The 16,116-nt window shown below is 54.3% G+C and carries 16 protein-coding genes; 1 reads left to right on the top strand and 15 read right to left on the bottom strand.

Annotated elements, in window-relative coordinates; translation table 11 throughout:
• The coding region (locus tag H573_RS0105925) for an IS110 family RNA-guided transposase (protein ID WP_205618900.1) at positions 1–1,071 on the top strand (1,071 nt) is incomplete at its 5' end.
• Between the two features lie 166 nt (positions 1,072–1,237).
• Here the strand turns inward: H573_RS0105925 and H573_RS0105920 are convergent.
• The 15 genes from H573_RS0105920 to H573_RS0105850 form a co-directional block, all read right to left on the bottom strand.
• Positions 1,238–1,663, bottom strand: coding sequence for a F0F1 ATP synthase subunit epsilon (locus H573_RS0105920; RefSeq protein ID WP_027873458.1), 426 nt, complete (start codon positions 1,661–1,663; stop codon positions 1,238–1,240).
• A 39-nt stretch (positions 1,664–1,702) separates the two neighbouring features.
• On the bottom strand, positions 1,703–3,100 hold the full coding sequence (gene atpD / locus H573_RS0105915; protein ID WP_027873457.1) for a F0F1 ATP synthase subunit beta: 1,398 nt from the start codon (positions 3,098–3,100) through the stop codon (positions 1,703–1,705).
• A 54-nt stretch (positions 3,101–3,154) separates the two neighbouring features.
• Positions 3,155–4,021, bottom strand: a complete 867-nt coding sequence (atpG, locus tag H573_RS0105910; RefSeq protein ID WP_027873456.1) for a F0F1 ATP synthase subunit gamma — start codon at positions 4,019–4,021, stop codon at positions 3,155–3,157.
• Positions 4,022–4,073: 52 nt separating this feature from the next.
• Positions 4,074–5,618, bottom strand: coding sequence for a F0F1 ATP synthase subunit alpha (gene atpA, locus H573_RS0105905; protein WP_027873455.1), 1,545 nt, complete (start codon positions 5,616–5,618; stop codon positions 4,074–4,076).
• Positions 5,619–5,650: 32 nt separating this feature from the next.
• Complete coding sequence (locus H573_RS0105900) at positions 5,651–6,187, bottom strand: F0F1 ATP synthase subunit delta (protein ID WP_027873454.1); 537 nt, start codon at positions 6,185–6,187, stop codon at positions 5,651–5,653.
• Between the two features lie 11 nt (positions 6,188–6,198).
• Positions 6,199–6,669 carry a F0F1 ATP synthase subunit B gene (locus H573_RS0105895; protein ID WP_027873453.1) on the bottom strand — a complete coding sequence of 157 codons (471 nt, stop codon included), beginning with the start codon at positions 6,667–6,669 and terminating at the stop codon, positions 6,199–6,201.
• Between the two features lie 56 nt (positions 6,670–6,725).
• The gene (gene atpE, locus H573_RS0105890) at positions 6,726–6,965 is read right to left on the bottom strand and encodes a F0F1 ATP synthase subunit C (RefSeq protein WP_022958922.1); all 240 of its coding nucleotides are present in this window, start codon (positions 6,963–6,965) and stop codon (positions 6,726–6,728) included.
• A gap of 54 nt (positions 6,966–7,019) precedes the next feature.
• Positions 7,020–7,958: a F0F1 ATP synthase subunit A gene (gene atpB, locus H573_RS0105885; protein ID WP_027873452.1), complete on the bottom strand. Its 939-nt coding sequence runs from the start codon at positions 7,956–7,958 to the stop codon at positions 7,020–7,022.
• Positions 7,959–7,993: 35 nt separating this feature from the next.
• Positions 7,994–8,404 (bottom strand): ATP synthase subunit I, encoded by a 411-nt coding sequence (locus H573_RS17220; RefSeq protein ID WP_051171043.1) that lies wholly within the window; start codon positions 8,402–8,404, stop codon positions 7,994–7,996.
• A 233-nt stretch (positions 8,405–8,637) separates the two neighbouring features.
• The gene (locus tag H573_RS0105875; RefSeq protein ID WP_027873451.1) at positions 8,638–9,558 is read right to left on the bottom strand and encodes a ParB/RepB/Spo0J family partition protein; all 921 of its coding nucleotides are present in this window, start codon (positions 9,556–9,558) and stop codon (positions 8,638–8,640) included.
• Positions 9,551–10,375: a ParA family protein gene (locus tag H573_RS17215; RefSeq protein ID WP_036255792.1), complete on the bottom strand. Its 825-nt coding sequence runs from the start codon at positions 10,373–10,375 to the stop codon at positions 9,551–9,553. The genes H573_RS0105875 and H573_RS17215 overlap by 8 nt, the downstream gene beginning before the upstream one ends.
• A gap of 10 nt (positions 10,376–10,385) precedes the next feature.
• Positions 10,386–11,042 (bottom strand): 16S rRNA (guanine(527)-N(7))-methyltransferase RsmG, encoded by a 657-nt coding sequence (rsmG, locus tag H573_RS17210; protein WP_036255790.1) that lies wholly within the window; start codon positions 11,040–11,042, stop codon positions 10,386–10,388.
• 1 nt (position 11,043) lies between these two features.
• Positions 11,044–12,933, bottom strand: a complete 1,890-nt coding sequence (gene mnmG / locus H573_RS0105860) for a tRNA uridine-5-carboxymethylaminomethyl(34) synthesis enzyme MnmG (RefSeq protein ID WP_027873450.1) — start codon at positions 12,931–12,933, stop codon at positions 11,044–11,046.
• 416 nt (positions 12,934–13,349) lie between these two features.
• Positions 13,350–15,212 carry an ATP-binding protein gene (locus H573_RS17205; RefSeq protein WP_051171042.1) on the bottom strand — a complete coding sequence of 621 codons (1,863 nt, stop codon included), beginning with the start codon at positions 15,210–15,212 and terminating at the stop codon, positions 13,350–13,352.
• Entirely contained in the window at positions 15,213–16,097 is an 885-nt protein-coding gene (locus tag H573_RS0105850) for a type 1 periplasmic-binding domain-containing protein (RefSeq protein WP_027873449.1), read from the bottom strand.
• Positions 16,098–16,116: the final 19 nt, after the last annotated feature.

Raw genomic sequence — 16,116 nt, 5'->3', positions numbered from 1 at the left:
CAGGTAAGTCAGTGCGAGGTCGGGGAACCTGTGACTATTGTCGTTAATTTAGCGTTGCGAGTGAAGGGTATGTCTTTATTTGTTGGGGTGGATATTGGTGCTAGCTGTGTGGATGTTGTGGCCTGTGAGGAGGGGAAGTTTGGCAAGCCCAAGCAGTACAAGCAGTCTCCGGATGGACACAATTCACTGGTGTCCACGATGAAGAAGCGTCAACCGAAGTGCATCGTCATGGAAGCAACGGGCGTGTATTACTTTGATCTGGCGGTAGCTCTGGCTGAGGCAGGTCTGCCTGTGGCGGTGATCAACCCCAAGAGCACCAAGCACTTCGCCAATATCAAACTACAGAACAGCAAGACCGACAGCATAGACGCGGCGCTGCTGGCCGAGTACGGCATGCGTATGGAGCCGCGGTTATGGACACCGCCAGATCATCACCGTCAGTCCATTCGAAGCCTTGGAAGGCAGATTAACCGCCTGACCGGTAGCCGAACGCAGGCAAAGAACCGCCTCCATGCCATGAAGGCCACCCAGTCTACGCCCACGCTGCTTGTTGAAGATGAGCAGGAGGCGATTGAGATGCTGGATCGGCGTATTGACCGGCTCAAACAGGCTGCGATGGAGCTTCTGGAACAATCAGCTGAGCTCAAACGCTTGTATACGCACTTCTGCGCGGCCAAGGGCATCGCGGAGGCAACGGCCCTCTCGTTGCTCGCTGAACTATGCGTCTTGCCGGATCACCTGAAATCCGCTCAGGTAAGTCGTCATGCGGGGCTGGATATACGCCTGCACCAATCCGGAAGCAGCGTTCATCAGGCCTCACGGATCAGTAAAGTGGGGAATGTGTACATACGCTCTGCGTTGTATATGCCTGCCATGTCAGCCGTGCGCTTTGATCCGAATGCCAAGGCATTTTACGAGGCCCTGGTGGCCCGCGGGAAAACCAAGTTACAGGCTCTTGTGGCTGTAATGCGTAAGTATCTGACAGGCCTGTGGGCCTGTATTAAGACGGATACTCCGTTCGATTCCTCGCTGCTTTTTAGTGATTGCCATGCGAAAAATGCTTGCGCTTGAACAGGGTATCTACAAGTAAACCTGTGGTTGGTCGCGGTCAGGCCCGCTCCTACATTCATGCGGACACGTTGATTGAAAGGAAGGGAATTGTTGAGTTGGTAGGGCTGTTTTACAGGCATAAAAAAAGGCGGCCTAAGCCGCCTTTTTCTGTAACTCCCAAAGGGAATTACTTGCCCATCGCCTTGCGAATTTGCTGCAGGGTACGCAGCTGTGCAGTGGCTGCTGCCAATTGAGCCGCGGCGCGCGAATAATCGATATCGGCGCTTTGGTTCGTCATGGCATGCTGAGCTTCTTTCTGTGCTTCCAGAGCAGCGGCTTCGTCGAGGTCGTCGGCGCGCAATGCTGTGTCGGCAAGAATGCTCACAACATTGGGCTGGACTTCGAGGTAGCCACCGGAGACGTAGTAAACCTGCTCTTCGCCGTTGTCCAGTACGATGCGTACGGGGCCGGGCTCGAGTGAGGTTAACAGCGGGGCGTGACCGTAGGTCACACCCAGGTCACCCTGAATGCCATTGGCAACGATCAGTTTGGCGCGGCCGGAGAAGATTTCCTCTTCGGCGCTTACGATGTCGCAATGTATTGTCATAGCCATATCTTCAGCCTCTTAGGCGTGAAGCCCGCTTGCGCGGACTTACAGTTTTGACGCTTTCTCGATTGCTTCTTCGATGGTACCAACCATGTAGAAAGCCTGCTCTGGCAGGTGATCGTAGTCACCGTTCAGAATGCCTTTGAAGCTGGCGATGGTGTCTTTCAGAGACACGTACTTACCGGGGCTGCCGGTGAAGATTTCAGCAACGTGGAAAGGCTGTGACAGGAAGCGCTCGATTTTACGTGCGCGTTCTACGGTCATTTTGTCTTCTTCAGACAGCTCGTCCATACCCAGGATAGCGATGATGTCTTTCAGCTCTTTGTAGCGCTGAAGTACAGTCTGTACGCCGCGGGCTACTTCGTAGTGCTCTTGACCAACCAGCAGTGGGTCAAGCTGACGTGAAGTAGAGTCCAGTGGGTCTACCGCTGGGTAGATACCTTTTGCTGCGATGTCACGGCTAAGTACTACCGTTGAATCCAAGTGAGCAAAGGTGGTTGCTGGCGAGGGGTCAGTCAAGTCATCCGCCGGTACGTATACCGCCTGGATAGAAGTGATAGAACCGGTTTTGGTTGAGGTGATACGTTCCTGAAGAACACCCATCTCTTCCGCCAGTGTGGGCTGGTAACCTACCGCTGAAGGCATACGACCCAGCAGTGCTGATACTTCGGTACCGGCCAGTGTGTAACGGTAGATGTTGTCGACGAACAACAGTACGTCACGACCTTCGTCACGGAATTTTTCAGCCATGGTCAGACCAGTCAGTGCTACACGCAGGCGGTTGCCCGGTGGCTCATTCATCTGGCCGTATACCATCGCTACTTTTGATTTCGCGAATTCTTCAACGTTTACAACGCCGGCTTCCTGCATTTCGTGGTAGAAGTCGTTACCCTCACGAGTACGCTCACCAACACCTGCGAATACAGACAGACCGCTGTGCTCAGTTGCGATGTTGTTGATCAGTTCCATCATGTTTACGGTTTTACCAACACCGGCACCACCGAACAGACCAACTTTACCACCCTTGGCAAACGGGCAAACCAGGTCGATAACCTTAATGCCGGTTTCCAGCAGGTCAGAAGACGCTGCAAGCTCTTCGTACTTCGGTGCAGCGCGGTGAATTTCCATGCGCTCTTTTTCACCGATGGGACCACATTCGTCGATGGGGTTACCCAGTACGTCCATGATGCGACCGAGTGTTTCGGTGCCCACGGGTACTTTGATTTTTTCTTTGGTGTTGTCGACATCCAGTCCGCGACGCAGGCCTTCAGAAGAACCCAACGCGATCGCGCGAACCACGCCATCACCCAATTGCTGTTGTACTTCCAGCGTCAGGCCGCTGTCAGTCACTTTCAGTGCATCATAAACCTGTGGCACAGAATCGCGCGGAAACTCCACGTCGATAACGGCGCCGATGACTTGTACGATACGTCCGCTACTCATGTTAGGTTCCTCTTAAAAACCTTAAAAATTTCAAAATCCGTTGCCGGTATCGCCTTATGACGATACCGCTGCAGCACCGCCAACAATCTCTGACAGCTCTTGCGTAATCGCTGCCTGACGGGCTTTGTTGTAAACCAATTGCAGACCGTCGATGATTTCGCCAGCGTTGTCGGTAGCGCTCTTCATCGCGATCATCCGGGCAGCTTGTTCACATGCTCCGTTTTCAACTACTGTTTGGTATACCTGTGACTCAACGTAGCGAGTCAGCAGACCTTCCAGTAGTTCTTCTGGAGTGGGCTCGTAAATGTAGTCCCAGTGATGTTTCAAGCTGTCGTCTTGCTCTGCTTCCAATGGCAGCAGTTGGCGAACAAACGGCGTTTGAGTCATGGTGTTGATAAACTCATTGCCCACCAGGTAAAGACGATCAATCCGGCCTTCGCTATAGGCGTCCAGCATGGTTTTAACAGAGCCGATCAGGTCGCTAACGCTGGGCGCTTCGCCCATGTCGCGCACTGATGCAACAATGTTGCCGCCAAAGCTGTTGAAGAAGCCCGCTGCTTTGCCACCAATCAGGCAAAGATCAACGTCGACGTTTTTGTTGGACCAGCTTTGCATTTCTTTAATAGCTTGCTTGAACAGGTTGGTGTTCAGGCCGCCACACAGACCGCGGTCTGTAGAAACGATAACAAAGCCAACGCGCTTAACGTCGCGCTCTTCCATATATTGATGACGGTATTCCGGATTTGCATTGGCGATATGCCCAACCACTGCGCGCATACGCTGCGCGTAGGGCTTACCCACTTCCATGCGATCTTGAGCTTTACGCATTTTACTCGCCGCAACCATTTCCATGGCGCTAGTGATTTTTTGCGTGCTCTTGATGCTGGAGATCTGGGTGCGTATTTCTTTTGCACCTGCCATGATTAAAAATCCTCAAGCAGTAAAGCGCTCCCGGGAGAGCGCTTTATCCGTCTTACCAAGTCTGTGTTGACTTGAACTTTTCGACCAGTTCTTTGAACTTGCCTTCCAGCTCGTCATTCCAGCTGCCGGTGTCGTTGATCTGCTTCATCACGTCGCTGTATTCAGCGTGTGCGAATGCCAGGATCGCCGCTTCGAAGTCCAGTACCTTGTTTACTTCAACGTCTTTCAGGTGACCTTCGTTCGCGCAGTACAGTGACAGAGCCATATCGGCAATGCTCATTGGGCTGTATTGCTTCTGCTTCATCAGCTCGGTTACGCGCTCACCTTGCTCAAGCTGAGCTTTGGTTGCGTCGTCGAGGTCAGAAGCAAACTGGGAGAAGGCCGCCAGTTCGCGGTACTGAGCCAGTGCGGTACGAATACCACCGGACAGTTTCTTGATTACTTTTGTCTGCGCTGCACCACCAACACGCGATACCGAGATACCGGCGTTCATTGACGGACGAATACCGGCGTTGAACATGTCGGTTTCGAGGAAGATCTGACCGTCGGTGATCGAGATTACGTTGGTCGGTACGAAAGCAGAAACGTCACCCGCCTGGGTTTCGATAACAGGCAGTGCGGTCAATGAACCGGTTTTGCCTTTTACTTCACCGTTGGTGAATTTTTCTACGTACTCTTCAGAAACTCGTGCAGCACGCTCCAACAGACGCGAGTGGAGGTAGAATACGTCACCGGGGTAGGCTTCACGGCCTGGCGGACGACGCAGCAGCAGCGAGATCTGGCGGTAAGCCCAGGCTTGCTTGGTCAGGTCATCGTAGATGATCAGCGCGTCTTCACCGCGGTCGCGGTAGTATTCGCCGATAGTACAGCCGGTGAACGGTGCGATGAACTGCATAGATGCAGGATCAGACGCGGTCGCGGCTACGACAACGGTGTGGTCCATAGCGCCGTGTTCTTCAAGTTTGCGCACAACGGCGGCAATAGAAGAGGCCTTCTGGCCAACAGCGACGTAGACACACTTAATGCCTGAGTCTTTCTGGTTGATGATGGCGTCAACAGCGATGGCTGTTTTACCGATCTGGCGGTCACCGATGATCAGCTCACGCTGGCCACGGCCGATGGGTACCATGGAGTCAACGGCTTTCAGACCGATTTGCACGGGCTGGTCGACCGACTTACGCCAGATTACACCGGGAGCAACTTTTTCAACTGCGTCTGTGAGTTTGGCGTCGATGGGACCTTTACCGTCGATGGGGTTACCCAGTGCGTCGATAACGCGACCCTGAAGTTCGGGGCCTACGGGTACTTCCAAGATACGGCCGGTACATTTACAAGTTTGGCCTTCGGCGATGTCAAAGTAGTCACCCAGGACTACGGCGCCGACTGAATCGCGCTCGAGGTTAAGTGCCATACCGAAATGGCCACCTTCGAATTCGATCATTTCACCGTACATCACATCGGTCAGGCCGTGGATACGTACGATACCGTCTGATACCGAGACGATAGTGCCCTCATTTTGGGCCTCAGCGGTCACATCTAATTTTTCGATGCGCTGCTTGATAATATCGCTAATCTCGGAGGGGTTCAGTTGCTGCATGCTCTGTTCCTCAATCCTATTCTCTTAAACGCTCAGGAATTTACTGCTTCAGCGAGTTTCGCTAAGCGACCGCGCACCGAGCCATCTATAACCAGGTCGCCGGTGCGAACCACAACGCCGCCCAACAGGCTGCGATCTTCGTGGCTGCTTACCTTCACCTGGCGTTGCAGTTTTTTGCTCAAAACGTCGGCAAGACGTTGCTCGGATTCTGAGTCCAGCGCGAACGCTGTCGTCAGCTCGACGTCCACAGATTTCTCCTGGACGGCTTTGTGCGCGTCAAACAATTCGCTGATTAACGGCAGTAATGCCAAGCGCTTGTTTTCTGCGAGAATCCTGATGAAATTTTCACCGCCGGCATTGAGTGCATCGCCGCAGACGTCGATAAATTTCTGCGCTTGCTGCTCGCTGGTGATGGCCGGAGAAGACAGCAGCTTGGCTACCGCTTCCTGGCTGGCGACAGCGGCTGCCGTTGCCAGCATTTGTGACCACTCACCTAATGCCGAAGAAGCCAGGGCGTGCTCGAAAGCCGCCTTGGCGTAGGGTCTAGCCATTGTGCTCAATTCAGCCATGTCAACCTCGCTTACAGGCCTGCGGCCAGCTTGTCGACCATGTCTTTATGAACAGACTCATCGATAGACGCTTCCAGTACTTTTTCAGCACCTGCCAATGCCAGTTTAGCCACCTGTGAACGCAGTGCTTCTTTCGCACGGTTCATTTCCTGCTCTACTTCGGCTTGGGCTGCTGCTTTCAGGCGATCGCCTTCAGTACGTGCAGACTCTTTCGCTTCATCAATAATTTGATTGGCGCGCTTGTTGGCAGCATCAATGATGGAAGCCGCTTCCGCTTTGGCTTCGCGAAGCTGCTTGGCAGCTTTTTCCTGAGCAAGCTCAAGATCGCGACCCGCGCGGTCTGCGGCATCAAGACCGTCAGCAATCTGCTTTTCACGCTCTTCCATTGCCTTGCGAATGTATCCCCACACAAATGCGTGGCAGAACCATACGAAGAACAGGAAGGTGATCGATTGTCCAATCAGTGTGAGATTAATATTCACGCCGATACCTCTGCTATATCAAGTTGCTGAACGTGTCGTATTCCGAATGCGTGCAATTAAGCGGGCAGGCCGGGAACAACAACGAACAGAACGTACATAGCGATACCAACACCGATCATTGGAACGGCGTCGAGCAGACCAGCGATCAGGAACATTTTACCTTGCAGCATTGGCGCCAGTTCAGGCTGACGAGCAGAGCCTTCCAGCAGTTTACCGCCCAGCAGTGCGAAACCAATCGCAGTACCCAGTGCGCCAAAACCGATCATCAGTGAAACAGCAATCAGAGCCAAACCCATGGTAGTTCTCCTACATTTTAAGTTAAGAAAAGTTAGTTAGTTAAAGCAAATACCTTAGTGGAACTGGTCTTCTTCTTCGATCTGGTGCGCCGTTGCCATGTAGACAATGGTCAGTACCATGAAGACGAAGGCCTGCAGTGTAATAACAAGGATGTGGAAAACTGCCCACGCCCACTGCAACACACCTGCAAAGAGTCCCAGAATCAGTCCGGCGCCGAACATTGTGGCGATCAGAATGAAAATCATCTCACCGGCGTACATGTTACCGAACAGTCGCAGACCCAGAGAGATCGGCTTGGAGATCCACGAGATCGCCTCAAGCGCGAAGTTGATTGGCACCAGGAACACGTTCACGTACCACTTGGGGTGATGGAACGGGTGCAGAGTGAGTTCTTTTACAAAGCCCATAAAGCCTTTTTTCACGATGGTGAAGTAAACCATCAGGCCGAAAATGGTGAAGCCCATGCCCAAGGTGACGTTGGGATCAGTTGTGGGAACCACTTTGAAGTAGAAGTGCGGGTCGCCGCTGATCAATGCAGCAAGCTGTGGAATCCAGTCGACGGGCACAAGGTCCATCGCGTTCATCAGGAAGATCCACATGAAAATAGTCAGTGCCATTGGCGCGATCATGGCGTTTTTGTGGTGGAAACCGTCTTTAACTGTTTGGTCGATAAAGCCGATAACCATTTCTACCGCATTTTGTGCGCCGCGGGGAATACCGCTGTGAGCACGCTTGGCGATGCGGGCAAAAAACAACAGGAACAAAAAGCCTAGACCAATTGACCACAACATGGAGTCAACGTGGATAGCCATGAAACCCATGTCCGCCGCTTCTTGGCCGCTGTGTGCCAGCGTCCAAGTGTCTGCCGCCAGCACTTCGTGCACGTGGCCTTCGCTATCAAGGCGCTCGTAGCCAGCAGGAAGCTTGCCATAGGTGAGATTGGTTAAATGGTGCTGGATATATCCAACAGTCGACTGCGATTCAGCTGCCATATGTCACTCTCATTGCAAAACTTAGAAACTGTTTTTTACCTTGCGCCGGTGTTTTTCAACACGGCCACCAGCAAGGTGTTTAAAAGCATACCCACCAGGTATGCCGAAAATACGGCGACGGCGGAAAGGGGTCTAACCATTGCGAACGTGGCGGCAAACAGCCCAACCGTCGCAATAAATTTGCCCGCTTCTGCCCGGTAGAATGATTGATTTACCTCGCGCGCGTATGCCGCGCCGGCGTACTTAAAAACCTGGCGCGCAAAATAGGCATTGGGTAAAACGGAAATCAGCCCACCGATTAACAGGGATTTTGCAACCACCCCGTTAATTGAATATGTAAACCCGCTTGCGACAAGCAGCACGATGCATTGCAGACCATAAATTTTTAGCAGTGGGGGTTTGACGGTGGCTAGCGCAGTTTTCTGCTGCCGCTGTGTTGCTGTCATTGCCCTGTTTACCTGTCGCTGCAACGCATTTTTTGCTTGTCCAAAAAGCGGGGCGAATTATAGGTGGTCATTGGCTAAGGATCAACCGATTTACCATTTATGCGACCAAAGTCTGCAATAAGCACAATTCGCAATTCGTTAACAATATCAGGAATTTAGCAGCACAATTCGCGGGGTTATTTTACCTTGCTACCAGATGGGGTAGCACCGCTACATTGTTGCCACCAAATAAGCTATTTCATATGGCTGAGAATTCCGTCCAATTCGTCCAGGCTGCTGTATTTTATGGTGAGTTTTCCGCGGCCTTTGGCGCCGTGCTGAATTTGCACAGGGGAGCCGAGTTTTTCGGACAGACTGTCTTGTAATTGTTTGATGTCGGGGTCGATGCGCGGGCTGGATTTGGCGGGGCTTTTGGCCTCGTCAACCAAGCGTCGCACCAGGGCTTCAGTCTGGCGCACCGATAAACCTCGGCTGACAACGGTAGCAGCGGCGCTGCTCTGTTGCTCGGCGGGCAGGCCCAGCAGGGCGCGACCGTGGCCCATTTCAATATCGCCATTTTCCAGCAGGGTTTGCACGTCGTCGCGCAGCCCGGTGAGGCGCAGCAGGTTGGTGATGGTGGTGCGCGATTTGCCCACCAGGCCGGCAATTTCAGCGTGGGTGAGTTCAAATTCTTGTTGCAGGCGAACCAGCGCCAAGGCCTCTTCCATGGGGTTGAGGTCTTCACGCTGCAGGTTTTCGATCAGTGCCATCGCCGCCGCGGCTTCGTCGGGCACTTCGCGAATCAGCGCGGGTACGGATTCTAAACCGGCCAACTGGCTGGCGCGCCAACGGCGCTCACCGGCGATAATTTCATAGCGATTGTCGGCGACGGGGCGCACAACAATCGGCTGCATAATGCCCTGGGAGCGAATGGACTCGGCCAGTTCTTCCAGGCCTTCGGCGGGCATTTCGCGGCGCGGTTGGTATTTGCCGCGTTGCAGGTATTCGATGGGTAGGTTTTTCAATTCGCCATCCACGGCGGCGGCGCTCACCGCCGCTGAGGTTATCTCGCTGGCTTGCTCCACGCTCGTCGCGGTATTAGCGATCGCTACCGGTTCTGCGGAGGCGCCCAGCAGGGCGTCCAGGCCTCGTCCTAAACCTCGTTTCTTAGCCATTGATGTGTTCAACCTGTTGTTCGTTCTGGCCGCCCGCGGCGGGCGCTTCAGTGGATGTTGCGCGACGCAAAATTTCCCCGGCCAAGGCCAGGTAGGCCAGAGCCCCTTTGGATTGTTTGTCGTAGTACAGCACCGGCAGGCCGTGGCTGGGCGCCTCAGCCAGGCGCACATTGCGCGGGATGACGGTGCTGTAAAGTTTGTCGCCAAAGTGGTGGCGCAGTTCGTCGGTAACCTGGTTGGTCAGGCTGTTGCGGCCGTCGAACATGGTGCGAAGTATTCCCTCGATACGCAGCTGCGGGTTTATCAGCTGAGTCACCCGGCTGATGGTATTGAGCAGCGCACTCAAGCCCTCCAGGGCATAGTATTCACACTGCATGGGAATGATCACGCCGTCGGCAGCCGCCAGTGCGTTAACGGTGAGCATATTGAGCGACGGCGGGCAGTCGATCAGCACGTAGTCGTAGTCATCGGCGATATCAGCTAGCGCTTCACGCAAGCGGAATTCGCGGCCGATCTCATTGATCAGCTCGACTTCTGCCGCGGTGAGATCCTGGTTGGCAGGCAGTACATCAAAACCACTTTCGGGTGCCACAGTGCGGGTATCTGCAATGGCGCGCTGGGCGACCAATACGTCGTACACCGTGTGCTCCGCCGCGTTTTTATCCACCCCGCAACCCATGGTGGCATTGCCTTGCGGGTCGAGGTCGATAAGCAGCACGCGGCGTTTTGTCGCCGCCAGAGACGCAGCCAGGTTAACACTGGTGGTGGTTTTCCCCACGCCGCCTTTCTGGTTGGTGATCGCGAATATGGTGGCCACGGCCCGGTCCCTATTGATCGCTCGCAGAATGTTCACCGCTGTGCTGGGAGGCGATCACCATCAAGTGGCGGGCCTCGTCGACACCGGGAACGGAAAGAGTATGACAGGCTTCGACGATAAAGTGTTTTGGCAACTGACTCAACTCTTGCTCGGGGTATTGCCCCTTCATGGCATAGAGTTTTCCCTGCGGGGCGAGTAAGTGCTCACAACCGCCAGCCATGTCGGCGAGCGAGGCAAATGCCCGTGAGGTAATGCCGTCAAATCCCTGTTCATCGCGCAGGGATTCTACGCGGCAACAGTGCACCTGCACATTGTCGAGGCCGAGTTGTAATTTGGCCTCGATCAAAAACCGCGTTTTCTTGCCGTTGCTGTCGAGCAGTTCAAACTGGCGCTCAGGGAACAGTATTGCCAGCGGAATGCCCGGCAGCCCGGGGCCGGTGCCCACATCGAGAATGCGCTGGCCATCGACCAGGCTGGCAACACTCAGGCTATCCAGCAAGTGGCGGCTGACCATTTGCATGGGGTCGCGCACCGCTGTGAGGTTGTAGGCGCGGTTCCACTTCACCAGCAAGGCGAGGTAGTTGAGCAGTGCGTCGATATTGGCGTCGGTAAGCGAGAGCCCGAGTTTTTGGACACCCCGCGTTAGGAATTGGCGTTCGTCATTCACCTCAGGCGGACTTCCTTTCCAGCAGACCGCGCTTTTTCAGCGTAATCAGTAACAGCGATACCGCGGCCGGGGTCACGCCGGGAATCCGCGAGGCTTGGGCGAGGGTTTGCGGTCGCGCGTCGCCCAGTTTTTGTTTGATCTCGTTGCTCAGACCTTCGATCACGCTGTAGTCAAAGTCCAGTGGCAACGGCGTTTCTTCATGGCGACGCAGGCGCTCGATTTCGTCTTTCTGGCGCTCGATGTAGCCCGCGTATTTCACGCCAATTTCAATCTGCTCGGCGACATCGTCCACCACTGCTTCGCCGTCTTGCACCATGTCCGCCAAGTCGGCATAACCCAGCTCCGGGCGTTTTAGCAGGTCGAGCAGATTGTATTCGTGACTGATCGGTTTGCTGAACTTGGCCGCCAATTGCTCGGCTTGCGGAGTATTCGGTTGAATCCACGTACTGGCCATACGCTGGCGCTGGCGCTCGATGGCTTCGCGCTTTTCGCAGAACGCGGCCCAGCGCGCATCGTCGACCAAGCCCAGTTCACGGCCCTTTTCGGTGAGCCGCTGGTCGGCATTGTCTTCGCGCAGCAGCAGGCGATATTCCGCCCGCGAGGTAAACATGCGGTAGGGCTCTTTGGTGCCCATGGTAATCAGGTCGTCAACCAGCACACCGATGTAGGCTTCGTCGCGACGCGGACACCACGACTCTTTGCCCTGCGCCAGCAAGGCGGCGTTGGCACCGGCCAACAAACCCTGGGCAGCGGCTTCTTCGTAACCGGTGGTGCCGTTGATCTGACCCGCAAAAAATAAACCGGCAATGAATTTGGTTTCCAGCGAGTTCTTCAGGTCACGCGGCTCGAAGAAGTCGTACTCAATGGCGTAGCCGGGGCGCGTCATATTGGCGTTTTCAAAGCCCTTGATCGAGCGAACCAGCGCCAGCTGAATATCAAACGGCAGGCTGGTGGAAATGCCATTGGGGTAAAGCTCGTGTGTTTTCAGGCCCTCGGGCTCGATGAACACCTGGTGAGAGTTTTTATCGGCAAAGCGATGGACTTTGTCTTCGATCGACGGGCAGTAGCGGGGACCGATTCCCTCGATTACGCCGGTGTACATGGGCGAGCGGTCTAAACCACTGCGAATAATCTCGTGGCTGCGCTCGTTGGTATGGGTAATCCAGCAGCAGACTTGCTCGGGGTGCATGCTTCGGTCACCCAGATACGACATTACCGGGCGGGGTTCATCGCCCCACTGTTGCTCGAGGCCAGCAAAGTTGACGGTTTTTGCGTCAATGCGCGGCGGCGTGCCGGTTTTCAAGCGATCTACCCGGAAAGGCAGTTCGCGAAGGCGGTGCGCAAGTGCAATGGAGGGTTGGTCTCCGGCGCGACCACCGCTGTGGTTATCCAGACCGATGTGGATTTTTCCGCCGAGGAACGTGCCCGCCGTCAGTACAACGCTGCTGGCATAGAATTTCAGGCCGATGTTGGTCACCACGCCGCGAACACTGTCGCCTTCAACGATCAGGTCGTCTACCGCTTGCTGAAAAGTGGCGAGGTTTGCTTGGTTTTCCAGAATTTCTCGCACGGCGGCTTTGTAGAGTACGCGGTCAGCCTGGGCGCGAGTCGCACGAACAGCCGGGCCTTTGCGAGCGTTAAGCACGCGAAATTGGATGCCGCCGCGATCGGTGGCCAAACCCATCGCGCCGCCAAGAGCATCAACTTCTTTGACAAGGTGACTCTTGCCGATGCCACCAATGGCGGGGTTGCAGGACATTTGTCCCAACGTCTCGATGTTATGGGTAAGCAATAGGGTTTGGCTACCCATACGGGCAGCCGCCAAGGCGGCTTCAGTACCGGCATGGCCACCACCGATAACAATGACATCGAAACGCTGCGGATAGTCCACAAAACACCTGAATGAGTAATTTTACTGGGGGCGAAATTATACGGGGTTCTGGGTGGGCTGCAATGAATTGGTGAATTTTTAATCAATTCTTTTTTTGTGTTTAAAGAATAAGATTTTATGAATATATATGTTGATAGTTTTATGTTTTTTTATTCTTGATACTGATGTTAAGGAACACCTTTTCTGTGAGTAAGATTAATAAGTTATTGTATCTAATAGTTTTTTACGATGTATAACTACCGTTTTTATCCACAGATATCCTGTCATCTTGGTGTGGGCTGTTTGGGGATGAAATGTGGATAAATCGGCGTGCTGTGGCGGCTTGTGAGTAAGTGCCGCTTTATAGACGGGTTTTTCACAAGCTCAGCCGCGGCTATCCCGGTCTTATCCTTGGGATAAATACTCTAAAAATGGGCTTAGGACAGCTGTTTAGCAATGCTATTGCGCAATTGCTCTAGCGATACCGGTTTGGAGAGGAAGGCGTTCATACCTGCATTTAAGCAGCGACGTTGCGTTTCTGGGTCGGTGTTCGCCGTTAGGGCGATTACGGGGGTGTGTTGATGCAAGCGTCTGCGGAGCTGCAGCGTCGCTTCAAAACCGTCCATAATCGGCATTTGCAGATCCATTAAGATCACATCGGCGTGGTGTTGCTCCAGTTGGCGGATAGCTTCGGCGCCATTGTTCGCCGTAATGACGTCTGCCCCCCAACCTTCGAGGCTGCGCGCGACCAACAGCTGATTGACCGGGTTGTCTTCAACCACCATTGCGGTGAGCCCAGAGAAACACTGCTCATCATCCACCGTGTTCTCCTGTGCTTGCGCAGCCAGCTTGCGATAGCGCGTGCGCCACACCACGGTGAAACAGGAGCCCTCACCGGGCTGGCTGCTCAGCTGGATCTCGGCCTGCATCAGCTCGCTCAGTCGCTTGACGATGGCCAGACCGAGCCCTGAGCCACCATAGCGGCGAACCGTGGAGTTATCGGCTTGGTGGAAGCTTTCAAATATATGGGCCTGCTGCTCTGGGGTAATGCCGATGCCGGTGTCGCTAACGCGCAGTGTTAATTGCACCGCTTCTGCATCGATAGGCTGTTGCTCCAGACTTACATCGACCTTGCCCTGGTGGGTGAACTTGACCGCATTGGCAGCGAGGTTGATAACAATCTGTCGCAGCCGGGTCTCGTCGCCACGTATTTCGATACGGCGCAGATCTGGGTCGATATGGGTGTTAAAAACGATACCTTTACTTTGCGCATCCAGCTTCATGGGTTGAAGGATTTCGCCGAGCAGTGACTGTGGCGGGAAGAAGCGCTCTTCGAGCTCCATATCGCCTTTTTCGATGCGTGAGTAGTCGAGGATATCGTTGACGATGTGGAGTAAATGCTCGCTGGAGCTTTTGGCAATATCCAGGTAGTGGCGTTGGGATTCATTCAGTTCGCTTTTTGCCAGCAGCTGCAGCATGCCCAGTGCGCCATTCATGGGCGTTCTGAGTTCGTGGGTCATGGTGGCCAGGAACAAGCTCTTGGCCATACTGGCCTCTTCTGCTTCGCCTTTGGCGAGTTTCAACTCTTCTACATAGTCGCTGAGTTCGCGCTGCTGGGCTTCTATGGCGTCGGCCATGTCGTTGATATGGCGCTGCAGTTCGCCGAGTTCGCCACGCGCTAAGTGCTGGATGCGGCTGGCGTGCTTGCCGCTGGCGATCTGTTGCGTGACGTGCTGAATTTCGCTGAGCGGTCGCGACAAACGGCGGCTGACGCGAAGGGCAAAGGCGGCGCCAAGAAGAATTGCCAGCAGTGCAATACTGATGGACACAGCGATAATGCGGCGCTGCAATGCGTTTAGCCCGGCATTGGAGATATCCAGCTCCAGTCGCCCAAGGATATTGTTGATGGGCGGCAGCTGTTCACCGGTGATGGCGTCCGTTAGGGCGATGCTGCGCTGCTCCAACAGGATGCTGATGGTGTTACCGGGCCCGTTTGCGGTGTTTCGGGTGACGCTAATAGGTTTGCTATCGCCAATGCGATAGACGCGTAAGGCGATAATATCGCCCTGCAGCGCCGATTTGAGAATGTCATTGAGTTGTTTGTCGTTGCCGCTAATCAGTGGAAGTTCGATCAAGGCCGCGACGTTTTCCGCAATGCGTTCACCCAGGTCGATCTGGTAGCGTTGGGCATCGCTGAGTCGGGCGGCAAGTGAGTAGGAAAACAGGGCAATAAATAACACCAGCATCGGTGCCAGGCTGGCAATTAAAATCTGTTGAAAGAGGCTTCTTCGCGCGCGCATTTACTGCCCCCTCAAGGTGTTGAGTAGGCTTTGCTCGTCGTCGATTACCAACCCCAGAGAATCGGCGACGTTGCGGTTGACGGTGATACTGTAGCGCTGGGGATAGCGCGCTTTGGGCAGGCGGCCGTGATCCCGGTAATGATTGATCATCGCTTTTGCTTCAGCGGCGTAGTCGCTGGGTTTTGATACCACAGACGCCAGGGCGCCAGCGCTGACAAAGCCGGCGTTTGGACCAATAAGAAAGTTTCGGTGGCGATAGGTTGCCAGTAGCACGCTGCGGATGGTACCGGCGTTATAGAGATTTTGCTCGGGTGTTGCCAGCAGCACATCGCTGCGCTGGATCAAGCGATTTAATTTGCGCTGCGAGGCTGACCCGTCGGCCGGTATTCGTTCACTATTAAATTGGTACTGAGGGTATTGGTCGGTGAGCTGGTCGAGTTGTTGGTGATAACTGGGGCTTTTCCAGGCCATGGCAATTCTCGCGGGCTTGCCCTTGAGTATTGCGTCAATCAGCTTCATTTGCCGGGCTATAGGTTGGTCTGAGTAAACGGCACTGGCATTGTCGGCTCGATAGGGGCTAAAGCGCACACTGTTTGCATACAGCGCTAGTTTGGCCGGGTAGTGAGCGCTGTTGATCATTGGCAGCAGCCCGTCGGAGACAAGCAACAGCACTTCTCCGGCTTGGTTTGAGTCTGGGAGTTCGTTGATATAAACCTGTAAGTGGTAGTCGCTCGGGCTGGCAATTTCGCTGGCAAGTTGCCGTAGGGAAGCGTTATCCACAGGGAGCACTAGGTCGACCTTTAAAGGTGGTTTATCACTGCCATACGCCGCCACTGCCAGGAGCAGTAGTAGCGCGTATTGAAGTCCTTTAAGCAGTGTTTTCAAGGATTCCTTCCTCGAGGTT

Origin of the sequence: Neomelitea salexigens DSM 19753 (assembly GCF_000422345.1) — a bacterium.
GTDB lineage: Bacteria > Pseudomonadota > Gammaproteobacteria > Pseudomonadales > Spongiibacteraceae > Spongiibacter > Spongiibacter marinus_A.
Note: the sequence above shows the minus strand (reverse complement) of the source record. Positions and strands in the feature narration are given on the sequence as shown.